Below are 25,080 nucleotides of genomic sequence, written 5' to 3'. Positions count from 1 at the left end.
CGCCGTCACCCTTTCCGGGGCGACAGCGGCCGCGACCGCGCAGCAATCGGCGAGGGCCGCCGATCAGGCACCGGCGACACTCGACGCGCCCCGGCGCCGCAGCATGTACGCTCCCGCGCCGAGGCCGCCGAGGAGCAGCACCGAGCCCGCGGCCAGGCCGCTGCCGGACTCCGCCAGCCCGCCGCCACCGGCCTTCACCCCACCGCGGGGCTGCTTCGACGAGCCCTCCTGGCGCCCGCTGGCGCCCTCCTCGCTCCCGTTCGCGCCCTCCTCGCGCCCGCTCGCACGCTCCTCGCTCCCGTTCGCGCCCTCCTCCTCATCGCCCTTCGACCGCGAGCCGCCACGGGCGTGCTCGCCGCCCTGCTCGTCGTCCTGCGAGGACTGCTCGTCCTCGCCCGACCAGCCGCCCTCCTCCTGCTTGGCCATGGCGAGGGCGCCGCCACCGGCCTTCACCCCGCCGCGCGGCTGGTCCTTCGAACGACCGTTCTCCTTGCCCTTCGACGCTCCACCCTTGTCGTTGTTGCCCTCCTCGCTCTTTTCCTCGCCCTTGTACTCCTCGCTCTTGCCGCCGTGCTCCTCGCCCTTGGACTCCTCGCCCTTGGACTCCTCGCCCTTGGACTCCTCGCCGTTCTCCTCGCCCTTGGACTCCTCGCTCTTGCCGCCGTGCTCCTCGCCCTTGGACTCCTCGCCGTTCTCCTCGCCCTTGTACTCCTCGCTCTTGCCGCCGTACTCCTCGTCCTTGGATTCCTCGCCCTTGTGGTGGCCGTGCTCCTTGCCCTTGTGGCCGCCGTGCTCCTCGCCGTAGGAACCGCCGTCCGCGGCCCGAAGCTCGGGCGCCGACAGGGCGTACGCGGCGGGAGCTGAGAACACGACGGCAGCGGCGATCGCCGCGGAGGCGAACATGGTCCGGGTCGCTCGCATGAGAGGTAGTCCTTTCATCGCCACCACGAAGGCCGACACCACGCCGGCACGGGAAATCGCAGTGGTGACGTGATCACCTTCAACCCGAGGACCGCCTCTCACCACCGCAGAACACGGCAAGCGAGCTAGCTCGTACTCCCTCCGGGTGCCTGCGGGCCGAAAAGTAACCCGGTCGGCAGCACACCCGTCAGTACTAGTCCGACCACGAATGGACGCGGGGGAGCGTGCGTCCGGACATCGATGTGCCGCGCTCGTCCCGCCGATGACGCGACATCAGGTCTCCGCGCGACCGGGCCGCCGACGGCTCCGGGTGCGAAGACATGTTCGATGCATATCCAACTTGGCTGTGAGTTGCGTGACTTGAGCACGAGTCGCGCGTCACGCGACGCACCGTCAGGATCCTTGGGTCGTCGATTTCGGGGCGATGGCGCCGATCGGGTCGCGTCGGGTTACGGGCGGCGACGTCGGGGGCGGATCCCCCGGCGGGCCCGCCCATACTGGGCGGGCCGCGCTCCGGCCCGGGCGGACGCCGGCGACCGTGCCGAGGCGGATGCGGTGACCGCGGGGAGATCCTCGGGGCCTTGGTTGGAGGGGGGGCGCATCGTGATGGCGCGCACGCCCCTGGTTCGCCTGCGGAGGGCGCGCGTGCCCCCGGTCCACCCGCGGCGGGTCCGCATGGCGCCGCCCGGGTGACGGTACCCCTCGCTTGCTTTGTCTCTTGCGCAATCCGGGAACTGATGGGCGTCCGGAAGCGTCGATCATGATGGACGCGGACGACGAGACGACTGGCCGTGGAGGACGTCGATGGGTGTGGCCCTGACCAAGGGCGGCAACGTGTCGCTGAGCAAGCAGGCCCCCGGCCTGACTGCCGTGACGGTGGGACTGGGCTGGCAGACGGGCACGGGCTACGAGCCGGATGCCGGCGCACTGCTGTGCGACCGGAGCGGCAAGGTGCTGTCCGACGAGCACTTCGTCTTCCTCGACAACCCGAGCAGCCCGGACGGTACGGTCCGTCACTCCGGCAGCGGCGGCCCGGTCGATGGGGACGGCCAGCAGATCCACGTCGACCTCCTGGGAGTCCCGGGTGAGGTCACGAAGATCGTCTTCTTGGTGTCGCTCCACGACGCCCCGGCCCGCGGCCGGGCCTTCGAAGACCTCGGCGGCGCCCACATCCGGGTCGTCGACGAGGACGGCGGCGCCGAACTGGCCCGCTACGACCTCACGACCGCCGCTCTGTCCGCAGAAACCGCCCTGGTCTTCGGCGAGTTGTACCGGCACGGCGCGGAGTGGAAGTTCCGCGCCGTCGGCCAGGGCTACGCCTCCGGACTTGCGGGCATCGCCACCGACTACGGCGTGAACGTGCTGAAGGAGAGCGGGAGCCCGGCGCCACCCGTCACCGTCCCGGAGTCCGCGGCGAAGACCGGTCCGTCATTTCCGTCCGCGCCCGCCACCGTCCCGCAGTCGCAGCCGCAGGCGCCCACCGCGCCGCCGCAACCCCCAGGGAGTTCCCCCGTGACGTGCTTCTTCGACCCGACCCACGGCCCCGGCACGACGACGGTGACCTGGTCGCCGCAGTGGGGCGTGCCCCGGCAGATCCAGACCTGCGGCGGCTGTGCGCAGCGCGTGCAGACGACGGTGCCGCCGTTCTACACCCCGCCCCAGCAGGGCTACCCGCAGCCCGTGCAGCAGGGTTACCCGCAGCCTGTGCAGCAGGGTTACCCGCAGCCCGTGCAGCAGGGTTACCCGCAGCAGGGCCATCCTGACCAGTACACGGACCACCACCAGCACGGGGGCGGCCGCCGCTTCGGCACGGGCGCGCTCATCGGTGCGGGCGCTGCCGGACTGATCGGCGGTGCGCTGCTCAACGAGGCGTTCGACGACGACGAACCGGAGGTCGTGGTCAACAACTACTACGAGGAATGACGGTGCGGGCGGCGAACCGGAGGGGACCTCGGGTTCCGTGCCCCGCGCACGCCACCGATGGTCGCTCACACGGGCCTTGATGCGCCGGGTGTAGAAGGGGCGGGAGTACGTTTCGGTACGGGCACGCGGTGCGTCGGGTGCCCACCGGTTCCCCGGGTGCGAAGGAGCAGGGGGAGAGGGGCGAGAGATGGCCGAGTCCCGGCTGCGGCGCAAGTGGCTTCCCGTGCTGGTGCTGGCCCTCGCCCTGTACGTCATCGTCCGTGCCGCCGGCACTCCGCAGTCCAGCGCGCCGCCCCCGGCCGCTGCGTCCACCCCCGCCCCCACCCCGTCCTCCGCCTCCCCCTCGCGCAGTCCTTCCGCGTCGAAGAGCGCGTCGGCGTACGACCCGGCCGACTACGCCCCGCAGGTCCGGGCCCGGGCCCGCCAGGCGGGGGTCGACGCCCGGCTGCTGATGGCGATCCTCTACAACGAGGCCTACAAACCGCACGATCCGGCCCTGGAACGGGCCTGGCAGAAGTACAAGGCGGACGCCTCCTTCGGCATCGCCAACATGCACCGCGCCACCTTCGACGCGGTCAAACAGGGCCGGGACTTCGCCGGCCGTCGCTGGGAGGAACTGCCCGACGACCGGGACCTGGCCATCGAGTCCGCGGCCTGGTACCTGCACGACCTGGCCGCCCAACTGCCCGCCACCTGGCCCGCCTCCTACACCAAGGACGAGCTGCTGGCCCTCGGCTACAACGCCGGCGTGGGCAACATGCTCGCCTTCGCGCGCGGAGCGACCCCGGGCACCCAGGCCCGCTCCTACCTCGACCGCCTGCACGCCGACTGGACGAAGGCGGGCCAGGCGGTCGGCGCGTAGCGTTCTGTCACCCGTACGAGAGGTCGGAGCACGGGTCGTCGTCGGCGGAGCGGGCGTCGGCCGCCACCGAGGAGGGCAGCGCGGTGGGTGTGGGGGAGGCCGAGGGGGCGGCGGTGGCGTAGGACCGGCCGAGGACGACATCGATGCCTGCGCCGGTGAGGGGCTGCAGCTGTGCGGCGGGAAAGAGCCGGGCGACCGTTTCGGCCTGGGTCTTCAGGCCCGCGCCGTACTCGATGACGGTGGTGGCGTGGTCCTGGCTGCTCGCGTTGGTGGTACCGGTGACCGTGAAGCCGTGCCGGGTCAGGGTGGCCGCGGCGCGGGAGGCCAGGCCGCCGGTGGTGGTGCCGTTGTAGACCGCGACGTCGATACCGGCCCCGAAAACGTCCGCGCTCGGGCTCGGTGAGGCCGAGGCGGCGGCCTTGCCCTTCGTGCCGGCGGCGTTCTTGCCGTCGATCGTGCGGTCCGCCCTGAGCCCGGCCCACAGCTCAGATGCGTCCGGTTCGACGATCGCCACGCGCTCGCCGACGTACCGCCAGGGGATGGTGACGAACTTGGTGTTGTGCAGGTCGATGTCCTTCAACGACATCGCGAAGGAGATCAGCTTGTTAGCCGAGCCGAGTCCGGGATCGACGGTCAGGGACTTGGTGGCGGCTTCGGCGAGCGGCAGCAGGTTGGCCGGGGTGAGCCCGTCGCTCTTCACCTTCTTGATCAGACCGGCCACGAACGCCTGCTGACGCTTGATCCGGCCTATGTCCGACCCGTCGCCGATGCCGTGCCGGATGCGCACGTAGTCCAGGGCCTTCTGCCCCGACACGGTCTGCACGCCCTTCTTGAACAACAGCGCGCCCCGGGTGCTGAGGTCGGGGTTCAGATCGTTCTGGTACACGTTCTGCGGCACGCACACCTGCACCCCGCCGACCGCGTCCGTCAGGGCCGCGAAACCCTTGAAGTCGACGACGACCGTGTGGTCGACGCGCAGCCCGGTGAGGCTCTCGACGGTGTTCTGGGTGCAGGCGGGGTTGCCCTTGGCGGTCTCCCCGACCGAGTAGGCCGCGTTGAACATCGTGTTCGGCTGTGCCTTGGTCCACGTGCCGTCCGGGAGCCTGCACGGCGGGATGGTCACCAGTGTGTCGCGGGGGATCGAGACGGCGACGGCGTGCCGGTGGTCGGCGTGGATGTGCAGCAGGAAGGTGGTGTCGGAGCGGCCTATGTCGTTGCTGTCGCCGCCACCGAGCGCGGAGTTGCCGTCGGTGCGCGCGTCCGTGCCGATGACGAGGACGTTCTCGCCCTTCGACGCCCCGGCCTCCGGTCGGTTCTTGGACAGCCCCCCGGCGTCGAAGGTGTCGATGTCGCCGTTCAGTTTGAGGTAGATCCATCCCAGGCCGGCCGTACCGAGCACCACGACGGTGAGCGCGACGGCCAGGGCCATGCGAAGCGGGCCCCGCTTGCGGCGCCGTGCGGCACCGCCGCGGTGGCTCGGGGGCTCGCTGCCGCGGCGGTGGCTCGGGGGCTCGCTGCCGCGGCGGTGGCTCGGGGGCTCGCTCCCGTGGCGGTGGCGGGAGGGGGTGGCCTGGCGGCTCGTCGGCATGGCTGCGCCCTCATCCGTGAGACTCATACGGAGGGGACGACCGGCCCCACCTGATGGTTGTACAGTTGCGCAATGTAGCAATAATCTCAGGTGGTGCCACGCGCCCGGCGGGCACCTCGGTTCGAGGAAGAGAAGGGGTGGGCGGGGATGCTCCGCAACGGCCTGGAACCCTGGCACCTGCTGATCGTGGCGATCGTCATCATCCTGCTGTTCGGCTCCAGGAAGCTCCCGGACACCGCTCGCGCGCTGGGCAAGTCGATGCGCATCCTCAAGAGCGAGGCCAAGGCCATGAAGGAGGACGGCGACGCCGCAGGTTCCGCCTCGGCCGAGCCGTCCGCGCAGCGCCTGATCCAGGCGGCTCCCGGAGAGACGGCCTCGGCCCGCCCGGTGGGGGAGAGCGGCGCGGCCCACTGAACTCTCTTGGTAACGCCCGGAATTTGACGCAGCGTCAGATGCCTGAGGGGTCGAGCCGTGTCACACCAGCGCGTTCCCCAGCAGTTGCAGCAGATCCCCCGTGGCGTCCGCCGCCCCCAGCGCCGGCAGGGCGCCCAGCGCCAGTGTGGTCGCGGCCAGCGGCCACAGGTGCGGGGGAGGGCCCGCCTGGAGGGCGGCGATGCGGCGGGTGACCGCGCGGTCGGTGAAGGTCAACGCGCACGCCGGACCGCGTCGCCCGGCGCTGAGCGCGGCGCGCGCCAGGGCGCGGGCCGCGGTGCCACGGTCCCCGACCGCGTCGGCCGCCCGCTCGTCAGCCCACCGCTCCACCAGGAACGTCACCGTGGTGTGGACGGGCGCCAGCAGGGGATCGGCCGCCGCGGCGAGCGCCACGGCCGTCGACAGGAGCGCGTGCCGGTGGGTCAGATGCGCCCGCTCGTGCGCCAGCAGCACCCGGCGCTCCGCCGGTTCCAGTGCGCTGAGCATCGCCGAGGTGACCAGGATCCGGCCCGGCGTGCCGCCACCGCCGGGGATGGCGAACGCCCGCGGCACGGGTGAGGCGGCGACGACCAGTTCCGTCTCCGGTGGCTGTCCGGCGCACAGGGCCCGCAGCGTGCGGCGCGTCACGCGTTCCGCGCGGACGGCCCGGTACACGCGCAGGGCCACCCCTGCGAGAGTCAGGACGGCGGCGACGGCGATCGCCTCCGGGACCGGGTCCGGCAGTCGGTGGCCGTCCTCGCGGGCGTCCGCGGCGACCGGCGGCACCTGGCCCACCAGGGTGATCGCGAGCAGCAGCAGCGACCAGACGGTGGCGGCCGCGGTGAACACGGCGGAGGCCGTCAGTACCCGGGCCGCGAGCGCGGGTGCCACCCGACGGCCGACCAGCGGGCTGAGGGAGGCCAGCAGCAGCGACAGCAGGAGCGGAATGTAGACGTCGATCTTCATGCGCCATCGCCCTGGCGGAGGGGGCGCCCGCCGAGCAGGTCGCGCAGCGCCTGTTCCTCCTCGGGGCTGAGGCCGGAGACGAACTGCTGGAGAGTGGCGATGGGGTCAGGGCCGCGGTCCAGCGCCTCGTGCATCGCCTTGGCGGTCAGTTCGGCCGCGTTCTTCGCGGGACGGTACGCGCCGCGCCGCCCGTCCACGTCCCGCAGCACCAGCCCCTTGTCGTACAGCCGTTTGAGGATGGTGTGCACGGTGTTGTAGGCGAGGCCGCCGCCGATCTCGGCCTGGATCTCGGCCGGGGTGAGCGCCTCCTCGGTGGCCCACAGCGTCGCGAGCACCTCGCTCTCCAGCTCACCGCTGCTGCGTCGTTCCGCCCTGCCCCCAGGGCCTCTGCCGACCATGCCCGCAACCTTACAGCGCGTAGGGGGTTCGTCGGCGGTGGCGGAGTCGTGCCGCCCGCGCACCGCCACGGCCCGGTTCACTCCATCGGAGCAAGAGCGCCCACGAGCAGGCGGGGTGACCGCCGTTTTCGCGCTGCACCCCGTGGCCGCGCGCGTTAGCTTGTCCGTGTTTTACCTGCTTCTTTCCTGATTTCCATCGTCGACCCTACGGCTTGTAGGGTGTGATGCCCCTGCGGCCCGTAGGGGTGAGAGGTGGGTCATGGCCAACAGCTCGCGCACCACGCTCGCAGGCGTCCGCCGGCTCGCAGCGCCGTCGGTCGCCGGCATGTCGTGGCGGGACCGCGGCCAGGGCCTGATCGCCGCGGTCGCGGGCGCCTTCGCGCTGGCCCAGCTCGTCCTCGTACAGCCGGGCATGGGACTCGGCTGGGACGAGACGGTCTATGTCAGCCAGATCAGCGCCCACGCCCCCGCCGCGTACTTCAGCGCCCCCCGCGCGCGGGGCATATCGCTGCTGGTCGCCCCCGTCACCTGGTGGTCCTCCTCCACCGCACTGCTCAGGGTCTATCTGGCGGTGCTCTCCTCGGCCGCCCTGTTCGTCGCGCTGCGCGTCTGGCGCGGGCTGTTCCCGCCCCGCGTCCTCGCCCTCGGGGGCGCCCTGTTCGCGAGCCTGTGGGTGACCCTGTTCTACGGCCCGCAGGTCATGCCCAACTACTGGGTCGCGATCGGTGCCCTGGCCGGCACCGGCTTTTTCCTGCGCACCCACGCCGACAGCACCGACCGGGCGGCCCTGTGGGGACTCGCCGCGGCCGCGGCGCTGATGACGTGGATGCGGCCCACCGACGGTGCCTGGATCACCGCGCCGCTGCTGGCCCTGACGCTGTTCTTCCCCCGGTGGCGCAGGCTGCGGCTGCTGCTGGCCCTGGTGTGCGGGCTCGTCGCCGGCGCGGCCGAGTGGATCATCGAGGCCTACGTCGGCTACGGCAGCCTCCTGCACCGCCTCGCCGAGGGCTCCCGGATACAGGGCGGCCTGGGCTGGAGCATCGCCATAGGCGACCAGCTGCGCAGCCTCGGCGGGCGCGCCCTGTGCCGCCCGTGCGCCGGCCCGCTGCCCAACCCGGCGGTGACCGCCTGGTGGTTCGTGCTGCCCCTGCTCGCCGTGCTCGCGGCGGCCGTCGCGCTCAGGGCCCGCCGCCCGGCAGCCCCTTCCCGCACCCTCGTGCCCCTGGCGTGCGCGGCGACGTCGGCCTTCCCGTACCTCTTCCTCATCGGCTACGCCGCGCCCCGTTTCCTGCTCCCCTCCTACGCCCTGCTCGCGATCCCCGTCGCCGACGCTCTCCTGCACCTGGTCACCGGGCCCGACGGCCGGTGGCGCCCGGTCACCGCGACGCTGGTGGCGATCGGGCTCGCCGGGCATCTGGCGGTCCAATTCGCGGTGCTGCACCGCACGGTGGCCCGCACCACCGCCGACCACCAGGGCTGGTCCCGCACCGCAGCCGAACTGCACCGGCTCGGGGTCCGCCCGCCCTGCCTGCTCACCGGGAACGAGGCCGTCCCCATCGCCTTCTACGCCGGCTGTGCCTCCGCGGCCACCAGCGGCCACAACGCCAACACCACCGCCGCGGGCATCGCGAGCACCGCCGGGCGCATCCCCGTGGCCTACCTGGGCGCCCCCGACGGCCGCCCGCCGTCGTACACCCGCGGCTGGGAGGCGCACACCGTCGACGGCGTCCGCATCCTCGTCTCGCCCACGGCGAGGGGCGGACGCGGATGAGTCCTCCGGCGGCCACCGAGGCGGCGCCTGACACCAGAGTGGCGGCGACCGCCCGGACCGGGACCGCGATCCTGCGCCGCCGCGCCCACTGGCAGGCGGTTCTCACCCTCGCCGTGCTCGCCGCCGCGGCCCTGCTCGCCCTGCGCCACTGGCCGGTGATCGCGTCCGGCGCGGACCGGCTCACCGGTGCCGACCCCGGCTGGCTGCTGCTCGGGGCGACGGCCGCGACGGCGACCTGGGCGTGCTCGGCGCTCGCCCAGCAGGGCGCGGTGCCCGAGGCGCTGCCCGGCGGGCGGCTGGTGGCGGTGCAGTTCGCCGCGTCCGCCGCCAACCATCTGCTGCCCGCGGGCGTCGGCGCGGGCGCCGTCAACCTGCGCTTCCTGACCCGCTGCGGGCTGCCGGTGACCCGCTCGGCGACCGCGCTCGCCGTCAAGGCCACCGCCGGGGGCATGGCGCGCGGCGCGCTGATCGCCGCCCTCGCGCTCGCCGGGCCCGGGCTGTTGCGCCTGCCGCGCGCCTCCACGGTCCTGGCGGTGGTCGCCGTCCTGGTGGCCGCCTCACTCACGCTGCTGCTCATCGGGCCGGTGCGCCGTGCCGCCGGGGCCGTACTGGCGGACGTGCGGGCGGTGCACCGGCTGCCCGGGCGGGCGCTGGCCCTGTGGGGCGGCTCGCTCGCCTTCGCGTCACTGCACGCGCTGGTGGTGATCGCGGTGACCCGGTCCCTCGCCGTGCCGCTGCCGCCCGGGCGGGTGGCGCTGGCCTATTTCGTGGCGAGCAGCGCGGCGGTCCTGCTGCCGACCCCGGGCGGCATCGGCGGGCTGGACGCCGCCCTCGCCCTCGCCCTCTCGCTCAGCGGCGCACCCGGCTCAGCGGCGGCCTCCGTGGTCCTCGGCTACCGCCTGCTGACGGTCTGGCTGCCGCTGCTGCCAGGGCTGCTGGTGCTCGGCCTGCTGGTACGGCGCAGGGTGCTGTGACAGTGGTGCCCGCCGGGCGGCCGACCGGGGAGCCCGAGACGCATGGTCCGGGCGCTACGTGGGAGTGCCGGTCCGCTCGGGGGCGGTGTCCCGGCGGGTCGCCGTGGACGCCACCAGCAGGGGATACAGCCGAGTGGTCTCCAGGCGGTGGGCCAGGGCGTACGGGCGGCGGCTGAGGGGGATCATCGTGAGCGAGGCGACCAGGGCGCCGACCACGAACCCGGCCACCACGTCGTGCGGGTAGTGGGCGCCGACCCAGACCCGGGAGACCGCCATCGCACCGGCCGCCACGAGAGCGACGTACCCGATCCGGCGCGAGACGAAGAACAGGGCGACCGCGGCCCCTGCGGCTATCGCCGTGTGGTTGCTCGGGAACGACCAGTCGCCCGGCGCCGGACACGCCTCCAGCGTGACCACGTGCAGGCTCTGGCAGGGCCGGTCCTCGCGGACCAGCAGCTTCAGCACGGAGTTCACGGCGTAGGCCAGCACCACCAGCAGCGGCACCGCGAGGGCGAGCAGCGCCGCCCCGGAGCCGGTGCGGCGCGCACGCCACCAGGCGAGGACCATCAGCACGGCGAACACCCCGAGCCCGTACGTCGACCAGGCGGAGATCAGTGCGTCCAGCCACGAGGGGGTACGGCGGGCCAGGTCCACCACGTCCGTGTAGGCCCAGCCGTCGATCGGGGCACCGTCGAAGGCGTACGTCATCCGCGGACACCCTCCTTCGCGGCCCGGCGGGAGCGCAGGACCTCCAGGGCGACCGGGATCAGGGAGATCAGCACGATCACCGCGACCATCGGCAGCAGGTACTTGTCGACGTTCGGCACCGACGAGCCGAGCGCGTACCCGGCGAGGGTGAGGCCGAGGCTCCAGAGGAGGCCGCCGGCCACCTGCCAGACGGTGAAGGTCCGCACCGGCACCTGCAGCGCGCCCGCCATCGGGTTCAGCACCGTACGCACCACGGGCACGAAGCGGGCCAGGACGATCGCCTTCGCGTGTCCGTACCGCTCCAGGAGCTCCTCGGCGCGGCGCGCGCCCTCGTGCAGGCGGGCCGAGCGGCTGCGGGTCAGGAGCGCACCGCCCGCCTTGCGGCCGAGCAGATAACCGCACTGCGACCCGGCGAGCGCGCCCACGGCCGCAGCGACCAGCAGCGCGGGCAGCGACAGTTTCACCCCGTCCTGCCCCGAGCCGGTGCACAACAGGCCCGCCGTGAACAGCAGGGAGTCGCCGGGCAGGAAGAATCCGATCAGCAGGCCGGTCTCCGCGAACATCACCACACCCACGCCCAGCACCCCGAAAGCGGCGAGCAGGGACTGGGCGTCCAGCACGTTCACCGCTAGTTGTGATCCCAGGAACAAGGAGGTGGCCATCGGCGCGAGCCCTTCCGGTGCGGAGACCGGGCGCGACGCGGCGTCACCCGGCGGCTGACTACATTCGTGTAGACGTCTACGGAACTGTAGACGATGTTCGGGTGGCGAACGTTCCTTTCAGGGCGTCGCGAGTGAGATCTCCGTGGACTTGATCAGCGCGACGACCGAGGAGCCGGGCAGGAGGCCGAGGTCCTCCGCGCCGTCCTTGGTGATCGCGGCCGTGATCGTCCCGCCCACGATCGTGACCTTCACGGATGCCATGGCCCCGCCCGTGGTGACGCGGTCGACGGTACCGGGCAGTTGGTTACGGATGGAAACGCCCTCCAGCGCCGCGGTGGCCAGCGCCACCTCCGTGGACTTGACCAGGGCGTACACGGAGGCGCCCGGAGCGAGGTTCAGCTCGTCCACGGCCTCCGCGGTGACCGCCGCCGTGACGTCCTGCCCACCGTCCAACCTGACCTTGACGGCTGCCATGACCTCGCCCGGCGTGACGGACGTGACGGTGCCGGGAATCTGGTTGCGGATGCTCAGGTTCATGGGCGGCCCTCGCGGAATGTGGAGAATGGCTGATTCTGTCCTGGCCGGTCCCACGGTAGCGGGATGCGCGGGCCGTCTCCGGGCGGCGCGTCAGGCCGGATACGTCTCGGCCCGCGCCTGAGGCCGGATACGTCTCGGCCCGCGCCTCAGGCCGGATACGCCTGGTCCGCGCCTGAGGCCGGGTACGTCTCGGCCGCACCTCAGGCCGGATAGGCGTGCGTCTGTGCCGCCTTGACCGTGGCCCACACCGTGGCGCCCGGGTGCACGCCGAGTTCGGCGGCGGCGACAGTGGTCAGGTCCGCGGCCAGGGGCAGCTCACCGGTGAGGTCGGCGCGGATCTGGTCGCCGTGCGTCTGGAGCCCCGCCACCTCGCAGCGCCACAGGTTGCGCGCGCTGGAGCCGTCGGGCCGGTCCCGGTACAGGGTCACCGCACTCGGCCGGAACGCCACGAAGACGGGTCCGGACAGGTCCTCCGTAGTGGTGATCGAGCAACCGGCGTCGAGCCGTACGGTGTGCCCCTGCGCCGTCCCCCGGTACAGGTTGAGCCCGACGAGCTGGGCGATGTAGTCGGTGCGGGGACGGCGGGCGATGTCGGAGGGGGTGCCCTCCTGGACGACCCGGCCGTGCTCCACGACCACCAGTCGGTCGGCCAGGACCATCGCGTCCAGCGGATCGTGGGTGACCAGCACGGCCACCGCCTCGAACTCGTCCAGATGGCGGCGGAGTCCGCCCCGCACCTCCAGCCGGGTGCGGGCGTCGAGCGCGGCGAGCGGTTCGTCGAGCAGCAGCAGCCGGGGCCGGGTGGCCAGCGCCCGGGCGAGCGCGACACGCTGGGCCTGGCCGCCGGAGAGCCGGCGCGGCTTGGCGCCCGCGTGCTCGGCGAGCCCCATGCGCTCCAGCCACCCTGCGGCGACCGCCCTCGCCTCGGCCTTGGACGCGCCCCGGCAGCGTGGACCGAAGGCCACGTTGTCCAGTGCCGACAGGTGGGGGAAGAGCAGGTAGTCCTGGAAGACGACGCCGACGGGGCGCGCCTCGGGCGGAGTGCGCTCCAGCGCCGCCCCGTCGAGCCGCAGATGACCTCCGGAGAGCGGGACCAGCCCGGCCAGCGCGCGCAGGGCGGTGGTCTTCCCGGCGCCGTTGGGCCCGAGCAGCGCGACCACCTCCCCGGGCGCGGCGGCCAGCGCCACGTCGAGCCGGAAGGAACCGCGCTCGACGACGATCCGCGCGTCGAGGCCGTCGCCGCGTACGCCGGTGGCGGTGCTGCGGGGGGTGGTCCGGTCGGTGTGGGTCATGACGCCGTCATCCAGCGGTCCCGCAGTCCCGCCAGGACCGCGATCGACACCGCGAGGAGCACCAGGCTCAGCGCGATCGCCGCCGCCGGGTCGTTCTGCAGGGCCAGGTAGACGGCCAGCGGCATGGTCTGCGTGCGGCCCGGGAAGTTGCCCGCGAAGGTGATCGTCGCCCCGAACTCGCCGAGCGCCCGCGCCCACGCCAGCACCGCGCCGGCCGCGACGCCCGGTGCGATCAGCGGCAGCGTCACCCGGCGGAACGCGGTGAAGCGGGACGCGCCGAGTGTCGTCGCGGCCTCCTCGTAGCGCGGATCGGCGGCCCGCAGCGTGCCCTCGACGCTGATCACCAGGAACGGCATCGCCACGAACGCCTCGGCGACCACCACACCGGCCGTCGTGAACGGCAGCGTGATCCCGAACCAGGAGTCCAGCCACCGCCCCACCACGCCGTTGCGCCCGAGCGCCAGCAGCAGGGCCACGCCGCCCACCACCGGCGGCAGCACCAGCGGCAGGGTCACCAGAGCCCGCACGAATCCCCGGCCCGGGAAGTCCGTTCGGGCCAGCAGCCAGGCCAGCGGCACCCCGAGGACCAGGCTCACGGCGGTCGCCGCGGTGGCGCTCACCAGGGACAGCCGCAGCGCCTGCCACACCTCCGCGCTGGTCAACTGGTCCGGCAGGGTGTGCCAGGGCGCCCGCACGAGCAGCGCCACCAGCGGCAGCAGCAGGAACGCCAGGCCCACGAGCGCGGGCAGCAGCAGCGGCAGCGGAACGCCGGGCCGGCGGACACGTCCGCGCCGCGGTCCGCCCACCAGGGTGTCGGCCGCGGCGTCGGACGCGTCGATCCGGGTCACGGCTGCAGGAACCCGGCCTCGGTCAGCACCTTGCGGCCCTCGGCGGAGGTCACCAGCGCGATGAACTCCTTCGCCGCCTCGGCGTTGGGCGCGTCCTTGAGCAGGGCGATCGGATAGTCGTTGACGGCCTTGGCCGACTCGGGGAACTCCACGCCCTGCACCTTGTCACCCGCCGCCCTCACATCGGTCCGGTAGACGACCGCGGCGTCGGCCTCCTTCAACTCCACCTTGGTCAAGGCGCTCTTGACGTCCTGCTCGTACGACACCGGCGTCAGCTTCAGACCGCTCGCGGCCAGTGCCTTCTGTGCGGCGGCCCCGCACGGCACGGTCTTGTCGCACAGGACGACCTTCAGGCCGGACTTGGTGAGGTCCTTCAGGGAGGAGACCTTGTCCGGGTTGCCCGGCAGGGTGGCGATCTCCAGCTGGTTGCGCACGAAGGTGACCGGGGAGGTGGCCGTGTCCTTCTTGTCCGTCACGATCGCCATGGTCTTGGGGCTGGCCGCCGCGAAGACGTCCGCCGGGGCGCCGCCGGTGATGCTCGCGGCGAGGGTGTCGCTGCCGCCGAAGTTGAAGGACACCTTCGTGCCGGGGTGCTCCTTCTCGAACTGCTTGCCCAGGGTCGTGAAGCTCTCCTTGAGGGAGGCGGCAGCGAAGACGGTGACCGTGCCGGACGGCTTCGGCGACGGGGCCGCGGCGGACGCCGCCGTCTTGGGGGAGTCCGACGAGGAGGAGCAGGCGCTCAGGGCCAGCAGCGCGGCGGCCCCCGCACCGGCCACCTGCACCATCCGGCGGGTCCGGCGCGCGGAACGGGTCATCACGGGTCCACTCCCTCTGCTCGTCCGGGAGGGAGCAGGGACACCCTCCGATACGCCGATCATACCGGCGCAGATGCGACCCATAAGTGCTCCTTCTCATCGCGCAAGCCGGTCTGTCCGAGGATCGGGCTGGCGTGTGCGTCCGCATGGAGGTGTCGTCCGGCGACGGTCTCAGGCCGTGTCGATATGGACGTTCGTCGACTTCACCCGGGCGGTGGCCTCCATGCCGACCTCCAGGCCGAGTTCCTCCACGGCCTCCCGGGTCAGCAGGGAGACCAGGCGGTGCGGGCCCGCCTGGATCTCCACCTGGGCGGCCACGTCACCCAGCTTCACAGCGGTGACGATCCCCGGGAAGGCGTTGCGGACCGAGGTGTACGAGGGGGCGTCCTCCTCGCCGGCGCCGCCGCGCGCCAGCTCCACCGAGAACGCGGCCAGGTCCCTGCCGTCGATGACCCGCCGCCCGCTCTCGTCGCGCCGGGTCGCCACCCGCCCCGCGTCCGCCCACCGCCGCGCGGTGTCCGGGCTCACCCCGAGCAGCCGGGCGGCCTGGCCGATTGTGTAGGACTGCATGCGCGCCACGATAGGCGCTCGCGCCACCCCCTCCGCAACGCGTCCCACGGTGCCCCCGGCACGCCGGATCTGCGGAAACGGACATGATCGCGGGTGTCCGCATGGCAGGATCCCACCCCATGGACGTGTCCTGGACGGTGCGGAGCCTGCGCGCGGCGGTGTTCGCCGTCGTGTGCGTGCTGCTCGCCGTCGGCGGACACACGCTGGCCACCGGCGCGGTGCCGCCGGTGTGGGCGGACGCGGCGGGGTTCCTGCCCGTGTTCGCCGCCGGTGCGGCGCTCGCCGGGCGTGAGCGCTCGCTGCCCGGTATCGCCTTCGCGATGCTCCTGGTCCAGGGCGGGCTCCATCTCGCCTTCGACGCGGCCGGGCCGGCACAGATGCCGATGGGCATGCCGGGCATGCCGGGCATGGCGCACGGCATGCCCATGGCCGCCCCACCGCACGCCATGACCTCGCACGCCGTCGCCGCGCACCTGGCCGCCGCCCTGCTGGCCTCCTGGTGCCTGCGGCGCGGCGAGGCCGCCCTGTGGTCGCTGCTGCGCAAGGCCGCCGCCTTCGTCCCGCGCCTCGCCGTCCGGTGGCGTACGGCACCGCTGCCCGCGTACGTCAGGCCGCCGCGCCCGTACGCCCGCCGACACCGGCTCCCCGGACAGGCGCTGCTCCGCCACGCCCTCCACCGGCGCGGCCCGCCCCCGGCGGCCCCGTACACCGTCTGAACCCCCAACACCCGGCACTAGTACGGAGCTTGCCCACCCATGTCCCCGATGCGTACCACCCTGCGCCGCGCCACCACCGTCGCCGCGCTCGCCGCCGCCGGTGTCCTCACCGCGGCCGGCGCGGCCTTCGCCCATGTCACCGTCCACCCCGAGAGCTACGCCAAGGGCGCCACCGACGGTGTGCTGACCTTCCGGGTGCCCAACGAGGAGGACACCGCCGCGACCACCAAGGTGCAGGTCTTCCTGCCCACCGAGCATCCGATCCTGGGCGTGCTGGTCAGCCCGCAGGACGGCTGGACGGCGCAGGTGACCACCACCAAGCTCAAGACCCCGGTGAAGACGGACGACGGCACCATCACCGACGCGGTCTCCCAGATCACCTGGACCGGCGGCCGCATCCGGCACGGCCAGTACCAGGACTTCAACGTCGCCTTCGGTCAACTTCCCGAAAACGCCGACCAGTTGACGTTCAAGACGCTGCAGACCTACTCCGACGGAAATGTCGTCCGCTGGATCGAGGAGGCCCAGAAGGGGCAGGACGAGCCGGAGAACCCGGCGCCGGTGCTCCAGCTGACCGCCAAGGGCACGGCGGAGGGCGGCGGTTCCACCGCGGCTCCCGCGGGCACCGGGGAGAAGCCGAGTGCCACCACGACGAAGGCCGCGGCCACCAGTGACTCCACCGCCCGCGGGCTCGGCATCGCCGGTCTGGTCGTCGGTGTCCTGGCCCTTGCGGCCGCGGGCCTCGCGATCGCCCGCGGCCGCAGCGGCGCCTCCGCTTCCTCCAGCGGCGAGTGACCGGCCACCGCCCCGCCGGCGTCACCTGCCGTCGGCGGGGCGGGGGGCCCAGCGCTCCTCCACCTTCGCCAGCCGCCAGTACGTGAGGGCCGCCGCCCACACCACCACGAACAGCCCCACGATGACGAAGCCCACGTTGTCGAGGTCGAGCCCGGCGATCCAGCCCGTCACCGCGTCCCGCAGGTCCAGCTTGTCGTGGAGCACTCCGACCAGCTCGATCGTGCCGATCAGGAAGGCCACCGCGATCGACAGCCCGGTGATGGTGAGGTTGTAGAACACCTTGCGTACGGGGTTCGAAAAAGCCCACTGGTAGGCGAAGTTCATGAACGTGCCGTCGAGGGTGTCGAACAGGCTCATCCCGGCCGCGAACAGCAGCGGCAGGCACAGGATCGCGTACCAGGGCAGCCCGGCCGCCGCCCCGCTGCCCGCCATCACCATCAGCGTGACCTCGGTAGCGGTGTCGAAGCCCAGGCCGAACAGGAAGCCGAGCGGGAACATCTGTCCGGGGCGGCTGATGGACCGGGTGAAGCGGCCGAGGATCCGGTTCATGAAACCCCGGGAATCCAGGTGGGTTTCCAGCTCCTTCTCGTCGTACGTCCCCGCCCGCATCGCCCGGAACACCCGCAGGATGCCCATCAGCGCCACCAGGTTGAGGGCCGCGATGAGATAGAGGAACGAGCCGGAGATCGTCGTGCCCAGCACGCCGAGCACTTGGTGCGTACGGGAGTTCTCGTTCATCAGGCGCCCGGCCAGCTGGGTGCCCCCGGCGATCAGCGCGGCGAGCACCACCACCACGCTGGAGTGCCCGAGCGCGAACCAGAACCCGACCGACACCGGACGCTTGCCGTCCGCCATCAGCTTGCGGGTGGTGTTGTCGATGGCCGCGATGTGGTCGGCGTCGAAGGCGTGCCGCATGCCCAGCGTGTACGCGGTGACGCCGAGCCCGATGCCGAACGCCTTGGAGCCCATCTGGTAGTGCTCGGGCACCACCAGCAGGAACAGCACGCCGAACGCGGCCACGTGCAGAGCGGCGATCACCGCCAGCAGCCCGGCGGTCCGCAGGGTGTCCTCGCGTCGCCAGCGGAAGGAGGCGGCCTCGGGCAGGGCAGGGTCGGTCAGGGTCATACGGTCACGCTCCAGCACCTCGTGGATCACTTCGTGAGATGCCGTGGCCGGTCTCCTGGCTGACGGATCACCGCGCCCGCCCCTACCTTCCCGGCCGACGTGCAGCCAGTGGCGCCACCCGCTGGAGGCGGGCGGTGCGGGACGGGAACTCCCCGATCACAGTGGCGAGGGCCGCTCCGGCCTGAGTCCCTGGGGACTTTCACCGGTCTTCCCGAACACCACGGCCCGGCCACCTTAGGGCGGGGGCGGCGACGCCTGCAAGACTGCACAGTTGCGCAGGTATCCGGAGGTATCGAAGATCACACAGGGGCGCCTGGGAGAATGTGCGCATGCATCTCGTCCCCGCCGACCGCGCCGGCAGGCGCACCATCGACGGCCACCGGGTCTGCGAGGCCATCGAGGCCATCGGCGCCCCCGAGGCCGTGCGCACCTGGGCCGACCGCTTCTCGCTGCTGGCCGACCCCGGCCGGCTCGCCCTGCTGCTGGCCCTGCACCGGGCCGGGCCGCTCGCCGTCTCCGACCTGGCGGTGGCGACGGGCATGAACGACCCGGCCGTCTCGCAGGCGCTGCGGCTGCTGCGGACGGCCGAGGTGGTGGCGGGTGAGAAGGAGGGACGGATCGTCCGCTACCGGGTGATCGACCCCGTGGTGAACGAGCTGCTCAAGCAGGTGACCTGAGGGCGGATCGGTTCCTGCGGACGGCTCACTTCCCGTGCGGGGCCGGGTCCTTCTGCGGTGCCAGGTGGATGTCCTGGCTCGACAGCGTCAGCGGCGACTCGGTGAAGGCGCGCAACCGGACGCGGACGCCCTTCTTGGGCACGGTGAAGCCCTTGCCCGGCGCCTGGATCCGGTACGTGGCGGTGGCGTGGGCGCCGACGGACGGCGGGCCCTGGAGCACCTTCCACCAAAGGCTCTCGCCGTGGCCGGTCGTCACCATGAAGTGGGGCTGGACGGCGGAGCCGCCGGTGTTGTTCACACGGACGGTGAGCGTCCTGACGGTCGCGGCCTTCCGGGTGGAGCCGACGGCCTGCATGCGCAACGGCGGTTGTCCGGTCGCCGCGAGCGTCGCGGCCACCAGGGCCGGCGCCACCAGGGCCCCGGCCAGCACCGCGCGGGCCCTCCGCCGGCCGTGCAGCAGCCGGGGCTGCCACGCGGTGGCGAACGCGGAGGGCGGCGCGGTGACCGCCGCCGCCAGCCACAGCGGCGTCATCATCAGGTAGTAGCCGTCCTGCGAACGGGTCGCCAGGAAGAACGCGCACCAGGGCAGCACGGTCGCCGCCGGACCCAGCCGGCGCACGAACAGCACGAACAGGGCCAGCAGACCCGCCGCCAGCAGCATGCTCGCGTGCGAGTACCAGGACAGGCGGTCGCTGCCGTCGGTGTAGTAGAGGGAGATGCCGATCAGGCCCTGGCCGTGGATGGTCGCACCCTGGGTGAACGGCAGCACGATGCCCTCGATCCAGGTGCGCGGCTCGGTCACGATGAAGTACGCGTTGATCAGCAGCCACGTTCCGGAGGCGATGCCCACGATCCGCCCCACCGCGAGGGCCGCCTCGCGCGCCCCCAGCTCGCCGCGCCGCAGCGCGTAGACGCCGGCGAGCAGGAACGGCGTCAGGAACCACGGCAACTGCTGGCTGGCGCAGGCCGCGCCCAGGCAGGCCGCCCGCGCCCAGTCGGCCGGGCCGCCCGTGCCCATCCGCGTCCAGCGCACCACCACCGGGATCAGGAACGCCAGCGCGAGGACCGCCGGGTAGCCGAGCCGGGCGTACATCGGGATCAGGCCGAAGCCCAGGCAGACCATGGTGGCCGCCGAGCGCCACGGCGTCGGCAGCATCTTCCACATGACGATCGTGCCGAGGACGATCGCGGTGGTGGGCACCAGGACCTCGGGCAGCGCGTCGTGGCCGATCCACAACAGCGGCGCGGTGAGCATCGCGGTCAGCGGCGGATAGGCGTAGGTGTAGTCGTAACCGCCGTCCACCGTGGTGGTGTAGGCGACGGAGCTGTAGTGCCCGAACAGCCAGGGCCAGGCCTGCCCGTACACCGGGTTTCCGTGCCGCAGCTCGCGGGCGGCCTGGATCGTGAGGATCGACTCGTCGCTGTAGCCGTGCCGCAGGCCGGTCGCGCAGTAGACCAGCGTGATCCCCGTCACCAGCACCACGAGGTCCAGACGTGCCAGCGAGCGGCTGCTCCGCACCACCAGTGTCAGTACGCCCGTCACCAGGATCGACACATAACAGACGGAGATCACCGCGGCGATCAGCGGCTGATGGCCGGCGGCACTGTTCCACACGCCGCGCGTGCCGATGAACAGGCTGATGTTCGCGAGCAACGTGAGTATGCGGTGCCACTGCGCGGGGACCCGGTCCGGTTCGTCCTCGCCGCGTGCCACCAGCGGGCGCACCCAGCGGGTGCTTGTCGACGGCTTCACTTCTGCCAAGTGCACGCCAGGAACGTAGGTGGACAGCATGAACACCGAGCGCCCGGAGGTGAAGATTCCGGTGTGGCCCCGGTGGACGTCAGTAGACGTCCCGCACGTACCGCTTCTCCGTAGCGAGCTGCTTCACATACGCCGCCGCCTCCGCCTCGCTCAGGCCGCCGTGCAGGACGGCGACGTCCCGCAGCGCCTGGTCGACGTCCTTGGCCATGCGGGAGGCGTCCCCGCAGACGTAGAAGCGGGCGCCCTCCCGGAGCCAGTGCCACAGCTCGGGGCCGTGCTCGCGCATCCGGTCCTGGACGTAGACCTTGGCACGCTGGTCACGGGAGAAGGCGGTGTCGAGACGCGTGAGCACGCCGTCCTCCCGCAGCTTCGTCAGCTCCTCCTCGTAGTAGAAGTCGGTGGCGCGGTGCTGCTCGCCGAAGAACAGCCAGTTCGGCGCGGTGTGCCCGAGTTCGCGGCGTTCCTGGAGGAAACCGATGAAAGGGGCGACCCCGGTGCCCGGCCCGACCATCACCATCGGGGTCGAGCCGTCCGCCGGCGGCCGGAAGTGGGGCGAGCGCTGCACGAAGACCGGCACCGGCGCATCGGGCTCCGCGTCGGCGAGGAAGCCGCCGCACACCCCGGCGCGGGGCCGCCCGCGCAGACTCTCGTAGCGCACCACGGACACGGTCAGCGACACCCGGTGGGGGTCGACGAGCGGGCTGGAGGAGATCGAGTACAGCCGCGGCTGCAACCGCTTGAGCACTCCGGCCCATTCCTCGGCCGTGGCCCGTACCGCGTACTCGGCCGCGACGTCGACGGCCTGCCGGCCCCAGCACCAGCGCGCCAGGCCGTCCTTGTTGTCGGGGCGCAGCAGTTGTCGCAGCTCCCGGTCGTCCCGGGCGCGTTCGGCGACGAAGCGCAGCAGGTCCGGGGTGATCCGGGTGATGTCGAGATGCCTGAGCAGGGCTTCGGCGAAGGGCACCTCTCCGGCTCCCGCGACCTCGACGGCGGCGGCGCGGTCGATGCCCGTCACCTCCAGCCATTCCTCCACGAGCGCGCGGGAGTTGACCGGGCGCACCCCGAGCGCGTCCCCGGCCTCGTAGGTGAGGCCGGTCCCGCTGGTGTCGAAGGTGAACCGGCGCACCTCCTTGCCCGCTCCGGGCAGGCTGAGCAGCCGGTTGCCGACTAGGCGGGCGGTCGCCGGGGCGGGTTTGGCCGGCTTCGGCTGCACGGGGGCCGCCGCCGGGGCGCCGCCGAGCGCCGCGAGGACCGACTCGAGCCAGGCGTCCGCGGACGGCTCGTAGTCGGGTTCGCAGTCGGTGCGCGGAGCGAGGCGCACCCCGCCCAGCTCCTGCATGCGCGCGTCGAGGCGGCGCCCGTGTCCGCAGAAGTCGTCGTAGGACGAGTCGCCGAAGGCCAGCACGGCGAAGCGCACACCGTCCAGGCGCGGGGCCTCGTGGCCGGAGAGGGTGTCCCAGAAGCCGGAGCCGTTGTCGGGGGCGTCGCCGTCGCCGAACGTGCTCGTGATCAGCAGCAGATCGGCACCACGCGGGAGTCGGCCGACGTCGGCCTCGTCCATGCCGACCAGGGTGGCCCGGTGTCCGGTCGCGGTGAGCCGCTGGGCGGTGGCCGTGGCGAACTCCTCCGCGTTCCCGGTCTGCGAGGCCCACAGCACGACGACCTCACGGCCGGCCGGCTGCCGCTCCTCGGGCGCGCTGCCGGCCCGGGAGTACATGCCGGCGAGGACGCCGTTGACCCACAGGGCGTGCTCCGGGCTGAAGGGCGCGTCCGGCGGCAGCACGGGCACCCCGGGGGCGCCGGAGGCGAGGCCCGTGAGGAAGCCGGTGAGGTACTGGCGCTCCTGGGCGCTCAGGACCGGCGGAGGGGCGTGGGCGAGGCCGAAGGGGTCGGCGGCGGTCGGGGCGACGGGCACCGGGACCCGTGTGACCGCCGGGACGGGGGCCGCCGGAGGGCTCGCCGGCTCGGCCACCTTCGCCAGTGCCACCGCGCACACCTTGAACTCCGGCTGGAAGGAGACCGGGTCCACCGCGTCGCTGGTCACCGCGTTGACGCTCAGATACTCGCCGAACAGGTCGTTCCAGTGGAACGGGGCGAAACAACACCCGGGCCGCACCCGGTCCGTCACCACCGCCGGCAGCACGGCCCGCCCGCGCCGCGAGGCCACCTCCACCCGGTCGCCGTCCGCGATCCCGAGCGCGGCCGCGTCCTCGGGGTGCACCTCCACGAAGGGCCCCGGGTTGAGCTTGTTGAGCTTCTCGACCTTCCCCGTCTTGGTCAGCGTGTGCCACTGGTGCTGCACCCGCCCGGTGTTCAGCAGGAACGGGAAGTCGTCGTCCGGCAGTTCGGCGGGCGGCAGGTGGGGCCGCGCGTGGAACACCGCCCGGCCGCTCGGAGTGGGAAACCTCAGCCCGCCGTCGACGTACCGGATCGGATTGCGCGCCGGACCGTCCTCCCGGGCGGCCGGCCACTGCACGGGCCCGGTCCGCAGCCGGTCGTAGGTCACCCCGCGCAGGTCCCAGCCCGTCTTCGGGTTCCAGGCGCGCTTGATCTCCTCGAAAATCTCCTCGGCGCTGTCGTAGGAGAAGCCCTCCGCGTAGCCCATCTCCCGCGCGACCGCCGCGATCAGCCGCCAGTCGGCCATCGCCTCGCCCGGCGGGTCCACCGCGGGCCGGGCGAGGGTCAGCCCGCGCTCGCTGTTGACGAGGACGCCCTCTGCCTCGGCCCACAGCGCACCGGGAAGGACCACGTCGGCGTAGGCGTTGGTCTCGGTCTCGGCGAAGACGTCCTGGGCGACGACGAACTCGGCGGCCTCCAGGCCCTCGATTACCGTCTTCCGGTTGGCCACGGACGCCACGGGGTTGGTGCACATGATCCAGCAGGCCTTGATATCCCCGTCGGCCATCTTCTGGAACATCTCGACGGTCCCGCGCCCCACCCCGTCCGCACGCAACGTGCCCGGCTGGAGCCCCCACAGCTCCTCGACGAAGGCCCGCTCCTCCTCCACGAGCACCGACCGCTGACCCGGCAGCCCCGGCCCCATGTAGCCCATCTCGCGGCCTCCCATGGCGTTGGGCTGCCCGGTCAGGGAGAACGGGCCGCTGCCCGGACGGCAGATCGCGCCGGTCGCCAGGTGCAGGTTGACGAGCGCGTTGGTGTTCCAGGTGCCGTGCGTGGACTGGTTGAGCCCCATGGTCCAGCAGCTCGTCCACTCCTTCGCCTCGCCGATGAGCCGGGCCGCCCGGCGGAGGTCCTCCTCGGCCAGGCCCGTGATCTCGGCGACCGCGGCGGGCGTGTAGTCGGCGAGGAAGGCGGGCATCGCCTCCCAGCCCTCGGTGTGCCGGGCGATGAAGCCCTCGTCCGTGTGCCCGTTCTCGTGCAGCAGGTGCAGCAGCCCGTTGAGCAGGGCGAGATCGGTGCCGGGCCGGATCTGCAGGAAGAGGTCCGCCTTCGCGGCGGTCGCGGTGCGCCGGGGGTCGACGACGATCAGCTTGGCGCCCGCCTTGACCCGGTCCATCAGACGCAGGAACAGGATCGGATGGCAGTCGGCCATGTTCGAGCCGATGACCAGGAAGACATCCGCCTCGTCCAGGTCGTCGTACGATCCCGGCGGCCCGTCGGCGCCCAGCGAGAGCTTGTATCCGGCGCCCGCGCTCGCCATGCACAGCCGCGAGTTCGACTCGATCTGGTTGGTCCGTACGAAGCCCTTGGCCAGCTTGTTGGCGAGGTACTGCGCCTCGAGGCTCAGCTGGCCCGACACGTAGAACGCGACGGCGTCCGGACCGTGCTCGTCGACGATCTCCCGCAGTCGGCGGGCGGTCTCGCGCACGGCCGCGTCCACGGGAGCGGGCACCGGCTCCGCGCCCCGGTCGTCGCGCACGAGCGCCGTGGTCAGCCGGCCGGGCGCGGCCAGCATGTCCGCGGTGGTGGCGCCCTTGGTGCACAGCCGGCCGCGGTTGGCCGGGTGCTTCTTGTCGCCGGACGCCTTGACGACACGACGGCGGCCGTCTGGACCGGTCGCGACGTCGAGCACGATCCCGCAGCCGACGCCGCAGTACGAGCAGACGGTTCGTATCTGCTGCGTTCCGGGGCTCGTGGTCATGTCGACGACCGTACGAATTGCCCGTTACGCGGATGTCACGCGCCGCGATCTTGAGCCGTTACGCGCGCTGCACACCGGGCACGGGGCCGGTGTGAGGCGATCCCGGCGTGGTACTGGAGGGGCGCCGTCCGGCCCGAGTGACCGAAGGGGGTGTCGCGGTCCGTGTCGCTGTTGGGCCGAACGGGTGACCATGCGCAACAATTGCCCGGTGCAGACGATGAGTGCGAGCCGACACGGGGAGGGCCGGTGAACAGCCACGATGTCACCGACGAACAGTGGGAAGGGCTCGCTCAGGTGGTTCCGCTGCGGGGCCGGGACGCCTGGCCGTCAGCGGTCGACCACCGCGCGCTGCCCGAGGCGCAGACCGAGGCGCGCCGCCGCTTCGTCGTCCTGAGGGTCAATGTGTTCGCGGACGCCCGCGACGTCGCCGAGACCCTGATGGCGGGCGTACCGGTCCTGCTCGACCTCACCGGCGCCGAGACGGACGTCGCCAAGCGGGTCCTGGACTTCAGCACGGGCGTCGTCTTCGGCCTGTCCAGCGGGATGCACCGGGTGGACCGCAACGTGTTCCTGCTGACGCCGCGGGGCACGGAAGTGCGGGGACTGATGGAGGAGGCAGGGGTCCCGGGGGTCTGAGCCGGGGTGTGAGTCCCGGAC

Annotated in this window: 23 protein-coding genes and 1 riboswitch; of the genes, 9 read left to right on the top strand and 14 right to left on the bottom strand. The window is 72.6% G+C overall.

Going from position 1 to position 25,080, the window contains the following annotated elements; translation table 11 throughout:
• Positions 1-63 precede the first annotated feature (63 nt).
• Positions 64-921: a hypothetical protein gene (locus SY2F82_RS09090; protein WP_200418443.1), complete on the bottom strand. Its 858-nt coding sequence runs from the start codon at positions 919-921 to the stop codon at positions 64-66.
• 804 nt (positions 922-1,725) lie between these two features.
• Here SY2F82_RS09090 and SY2F82_RS39670 point away from each other — a divergent pair.
• Both SY2F82_RS39670 and SY2F82_RS09080 read left to right on the top strand, forming a co-directional pair.
• The gene (locus tag SY2F82_RS39670; RefSeq protein WP_200418442.1) at positions 1,726-2,844 is read left to right on the top strand and encodes a TerD family protein; all 1,119 of its coding nucleotides are present in this window, start codon (positions 1,726-1,728) and stop codon (positions 2,842-2,844) included.
• Positions 2,845-3,031: 187 nt separating this feature from the next.
• A complete protein-coding gene (locus tag SY2F82_RS09080) occupies positions 3,032-3,706 on the top strand; it encodes a lytic transglycosylase domain-containing protein (RefSeq protein WP_200418441.1) in 675 nt (224 codons plus the stop codon).
• 7 nt (positions 3,707-3,713) lie between these two features.
• On the opposite strand, the gene SY2F82_RS09075 is transcribed toward SY2F82_RS09080, so the two are convergent.
• Positions 3,714-5,135 carry an LCP family protein gene (locus SY2F82_RS09075; RefSeq protein WP_236041326.1) on the bottom strand — a complete coding sequence of 474 codons (1,422 nt, stop codon included), beginning with the start codon at positions 5,133-5,135 and terminating at the stop codon, positions 3,714-3,716.
• A gap of 306 nt (positions 5,136-5,441) precedes the next feature.
• Here SY2F82_RS09075 and tatA point away from each other — a divergent pair, with 306 nt between their 5' ends.
• Positions 5,442-5,708 (top strand): Sec-independent protein translocase subunit TatA, encoded by a 267-nt coding sequence (gene tatA / locus SY2F82_RS09070; protein WP_200418439.1) that lies wholly within the window; start codon positions 5,442-5,444, stop codon positions 5,706-5,708.
• A 60-nt stretch (positions 5,709-5,768) separates the two neighbouring features.
• Here tatA and SY2F82_RS09065 read toward each other — a convergent pair whose 3' ends face one another.
• Both SY2F82_RS09065 and SY2F82_RS09060 read right to left on the bottom strand, forming a co-directional pair.
• Positions 5,769-6,671: a M48 family metalloprotease gene (locus tag SY2F82_RS09065; RefSeq protein ID WP_200418438.1), complete on the bottom strand. Its 903-nt coding sequence runs from the start codon at positions 6,669-6,671 to the stop codon at positions 5,769-5,771.
• On the bottom strand, positions 6,668-7,069 hold the full coding sequence (locus SY2F82_RS09060) for a BlaI/MecI/CopY family transcriptional regulator (RefSeq protein WP_200418437.1): 402 nt from the start codon (positions 7,067-7,069) through the stop codon (positions 6,668-6,670). Before SY2F82_RS09060 ends, SY2F82_RS09065 begins: the two co-directional genes overlap by 4 nt.
• A 259-nt stretch (positions 7,070-7,328) precedes the next feature.
• Between SY2F82_RS09060 and SY2F82_RS09055 the strand changes: the two genes are divergently transcribed.
• Entirely contained in the window at positions 7,329-8,840 is a 1,512-nt protein-coding gene (locus SY2F82_RS09055; RefSeq protein ID WP_200418436.1) for a hypothetical protein, read from the top strand.
• Complete coding sequence (locus SY2F82_RS09050; protein WP_200418435.1) at positions 8,837-9,814, top strand: lysylphosphatidylglycerol synthase domain-containing protein; 978 nt, start codon at positions 8,837-8,839, stop codon at positions 9,812-9,814. Before SY2F82_RS09055 ends, SY2F82_RS09050 begins: the two co-directional genes overlap by 4 nt.
• A 54-nt stretch (positions 9,815-9,868) precedes the next feature.
• Here the strand turns inward: SY2F82_RS09050 and SY2F82_RS09045 are convergent, their stop codons facing one another.
• The 7 genes from SY2F82_RS09045 to SY2F82_RS09015 form a co-directional block, all read right to left on the bottom strand.
• Positions 9,869-10,522, bottom strand: coding sequence for a phosphatase PAP2 family protein (locus SY2F82_RS09045; RefSeq protein WP_200418434.1), 654 nt, complete (start codon positions 10,520-10,522; stop codon positions 9,869-9,871).
• Complete coding sequence (locus SY2F82_RS09040; protein WP_200418433.1) at positions 10,519-11,184, bottom strand: DedA family protein; 666 nt, start codon at positions 11,182-11,184, stop codon at positions 10,519-10,521. The genes SY2F82_RS09045 and SY2F82_RS09040 overlap by 4 nt, the downstream gene beginning before the upstream one ends.
• Before the next feature lie 117 nt (positions 11,185-11,301).
• Entirely contained in the window at positions 11,302-11,721 is a 420-nt protein-coding gene (locus SY2F82_RS09035; RefSeq protein WP_200418432.1) for a molybdopterin-binding protein, read from the bottom strand.
• A gap of 200 nt (positions 11,722-11,921) precedes the next feature.
• Complete coding sequence (locus SY2F82_RS09030) at positions 11,922-13,013, bottom strand: ABC transporter ATP-binding protein (protein WP_200418431.1); 1,092 nt, start codon at positions 13,011-13,013, stop codon at positions 11,922-11,924.
• Positions 13,010-13,861 (bottom strand): molybdate ABC transporter permease subunit, encoded by an 852-nt coding sequence (gene modB / locus SY2F82_RS09025; RefSeq protein ID WP_200418430.1) that lies wholly within the window; start codon positions 13,859-13,861, stop codon positions 13,010-13,012. The genes SY2F82_RS09030 and modB overlap by 4 nt, the downstream gene beginning before the upstream one ends.
• Entirely contained in the window at positions 13,858-14,676 is an 819-nt protein-coding gene (gene modA, locus SY2F82_RS09020; RefSeq protein WP_200418429.1) for a molybdate ABC transporter substrate-binding protein, read from the bottom strand. Before modA ends, modB begins: the two co-directional genes overlap by 4 nt.
• A gap of 171 nt (positions 14,677-14,847) precedes the next feature.
• Positions 14,848-15,246 carry a molybdopterin-binding protein gene (locus SY2F82_RS09015; RefSeq protein WP_103839208.1) on the bottom strand — a complete coding sequence of 133 codons (399 nt, stop codon included), beginning with the start codon at positions 15,244-15,246 and terminating at the stop codon, positions 14,848-14,850.
• Positions 15,247-15,347: 101 nt separating this feature from the next.
• On the opposite strand from SY2F82_RS09015, the gene SY2F82_RS09010 reads away from it, so the two are divergent.
• Both SY2F82_RS09010 and SY2F82_RS09005 read left to right on the top strand, forming a co-directional pair.
• A complete protein-coding gene (locus tag SY2F82_RS09010) occupies positions 15,348-15,962 on the top strand; it encodes a hypothetical protein (protein ID WP_236041282.1) in 615 nt (204 codons plus the stop codon).
• 39 nt (positions 15,963-16,001) lie between these two features.
• The gene (locus SY2F82_RS09005) at positions 16,002-16,757 is read left to right on the top strand and encodes a YcnI family protein (RefSeq protein WP_200418428.1); all 756 of its coding nucleotides are present in this window, start codon (positions 16,002-16,004) and stop codon (positions 16,755-16,757) included.
• 21 nt (positions 16,758-16,778) lie between these two features.
• Here the strand turns inward: SY2F82_RS09005 and SY2F82_RS09000 are convergent, their stop codons facing one another.
• On the bottom strand, positions 16,779-17,882 hold the full coding sequence (locus tag SY2F82_RS09000) for a HoxN/HupN/NixA family nickel/cobalt transporter (protein WP_200418427.1): 1,104 nt from the start codon (positions 17,880-17,882) through the stop codon (positions 16,779-16,781).
• A 27-nt stretch (positions 17,883-17,909) separates the two neighbouring features.
• Positions 17,910-18,120: riboswitch (cobalamin riboswitch) on the bottom strand.
• Positions 18,121-18,211: 91 nt separating this feature from the next.
• Here SY2F82_RS09000 and SY2F82_RS08995 point away from each other — a divergent pair.
• Positions 18,212-18,559 carry a metalloregulator ArsR/SmtB family transcription factor gene (locus SY2F82_RS08995; RefSeq protein WP_200418426.1) on the top strand — a complete coding sequence of 116 codons (348 nt, stop codon included), beginning with the start codon at positions 18,212-18,214 and terminating at the stop codon, positions 18,557-18,559.
• Positions 18,560-18,584: 25 nt separating this feature from the next.
• Here the strand turns inward: SY2F82_RS08995 and SY2F82_RS08990 are convergent, their stop codons facing one another.
• Both SY2F82_RS08990 and SY2F82_RS08985 read right to left on the bottom strand, forming a co-directional pair.
• Positions 18,585-20,327: a hypothetical protein gene (locus SY2F82_RS08990; RefSeq protein WP_374707138.1), complete on the bottom strand. Its 1,743-nt coding sequence runs from the start codon at positions 20,325-20,327 to the stop codon at positions 18,585-18,587.
• 73 nt (positions 20,328-20,400) lie between these two features.
• On the bottom strand, positions 20,401-24,423 hold the full coding sequence (locus SY2F82_RS08985) for a bifunctional nitrate reductase/sulfite reductase flavoprotein subunit alpha (protein ID WP_200418425.1): 4,023 nt from the start codon (positions 24,421-24,423) through the stop codon (positions 20,401-20,403).
• 246 nt (positions 24,424-24,669) lie between these two features.
• On the opposite strand from SY2F82_RS08985, the gene SY2F82_RS08980 reads away from it, so the two are divergent.
• The gene (locus tag SY2F82_RS08980; protein WP_200418424.1) at positions 24,670-25,059 is read left to right on the top strand and encodes a cell division protein SepF; all 390 of its coding nucleotides are present in this window, start codon (positions 24,670-24,672) and stop codon (positions 25,057-25,059) included.
• Positions 25,060-25,080 lie beyond the last annotated feature (21 nt).

Origin of the sequence: Streptomyces sp. Y2F8-2 (assembly GCF_014905555.1) — a bacterium.
Lineage (GTDB): Bacteria > Actinomycetota > Actinomycetes > Streptomycetales > Streptomycetaceae > Streptomyces > Streptomyces cynarae.
The sequence above is the reverse complement of the archived record's forward strand: the minus strand, read 5'-3'. Positions and strand labels throughout refer to the sequence as shown.

What these genes read in the sequence shown, in the direction of transcription:
- SY2F82_RS09005 (WP_200418428.1), top strand. Translation starts at nt 16,002, where the DNA reads ATGTCCCCGATGCGTACCACCCTGCGCCGCGCCACCACCGTCGCCGCG.
- SY2F82_RS09055 (WP_200418436.1), top strand. Translation starts at nt 7,329, where the DNA reads ATGGCCAACAGCTCGCGCACCACGCTCGCAGGCGTCCGCCGGCTCGCA.
- SY2F82_RS09035 (WP_200418432.1), bottom strand. Translation starts at nt 11,721, where the DNA reads ATGAACCTGAGCATCCGCAACCAGATTCCCGGCACCGTCACGTCCGTC.
- SY2F82_RS39670 (WP_200418442.1), top strand. Translation starts at nt 1,726, where the DNA reads ATGGGTGTGGCCCTGACCAAGGGCGGCAACGTGTCGCTGAGCAAGCAG.
- SY2F82_RS08995 (WP_200418426.1), top strand. Translation starts at nt 18,212, where the DNA reads ATGCATCTCGTCCCCGCCGACCGCGCCGGCAGGCGCACCATCGACGGC.
- SY2F82_RS09040 (WP_200418433.1), bottom strand. Translation starts at nt 11,184, where the DNA reads ATGGCCACCTCCTTGTTCCTGGGATCACAACTAGCGGTGAACGTGCTG.
- modA (WP_200418429.1), bottom strand. Translation starts at nt 14,676, where the DNA reads ATGACCCGTTCCGCGCGCCGGACCCGCCGGATGGTGCAGGTGGCCGGT.
- SY2F82_RS09015 (WP_103839208.1), bottom strand. Translation starts at nt 15,246, where the DNA reads ATGCAGTCCTACACAATCGGCCAGGCCGCCCGGCTGCTCGGGGTGAGC.
- SY2F82_RS09060 (WP_200418437.1), bottom strand. Translation starts at nt 7,069, where the DNA reads ATGGTCGGCAGAGGCCCTGGGGGCAGGGCGGAACGACGCAGCAGCGGT.
- SY2F82_RS09080 (WP_200418441.1), top strand. Translation starts at nt 3,032, where the DNA reads ATGGCCGAGTCCCGGCTGCGGCGCAAGTGGCTTCCCGTGCTGGTGCTG.
- SY2F82_RS09045 (WP_200418434.1), bottom strand. Translation starts at nt 10,522, where the DNA reads ATGACGTACGCCTTCGACGGTGCCCCGATCGACGGCTGGGCCTACACG.
- SY2F82_RS09075 (WP_236041326.1), bottom strand. Translation starts at nt 5,135, where the DNA reads ATGGCCCTGGCCGTCGCGCTCACCGTCGTGGTGCTCGGTACGGCCGGC.
- tatA (WP_200418439.1), top strand. Translation starts at nt 5,442, where the DNA reads ATGCTCCGCAACGGCCTGGAACCCTGGCACCTGCTGATCGTGGCGATC.
- SY2F82_RS09050 (WP_200418435.1), top strand. Translation starts at nt 8,837, where the DNA reads ATGAGTCCTCCGGCGGCCACCGAGGCGGCGCCTGACACCAGAGTGGCG.
- SY2F82_RS09030 (WP_200418431.1), bottom strand. Translation starts at nt 13,013, where the DNA reads ATGACCCACACCGACCGGACCACCCCCCGCAGCACCGCCACCGGCGTA.
- SY2F82_RS08985 (WP_200418425.1), bottom strand. Translation starts at nt 24,423, where the DNA reads ATGACCACGAGCCCCGGAACGCAGCAGATACGAACCGTCTGCTCGTAC.
- SY2F82_RS09090 (WP_200418443.1), bottom strand. Translation starts at nt 921, where the DNA reads ATGCGAGCGACCCGGACCATGTTCGCCTCCGCGGCGATCGCCGCTGCC.
- SY2F82_RS09000 (WP_200418427.1), bottom strand. Translation starts at nt 17,882, where the DNA reads ATGACCCTGACCGACCCTGCCCTGCCCGAGGCCGCCTCCTTCCGCTGG.
- SY2F82_RS09065 (WP_200418438.1), bottom strand. Translation starts at nt 6,671, where the DNA reads ATGAAGATCGACGTCTACATTCCGCTCCTGCTGTCGCTGCTGCTGGCC.
- SY2F82_RS09010 (WP_236041282.1), top strand. Translation starts at nt 15,348, where the DNA reads ATGGCAGGATCCCACCCCATGGACGTGTCCTGGACGGTGCGGAGCCTG.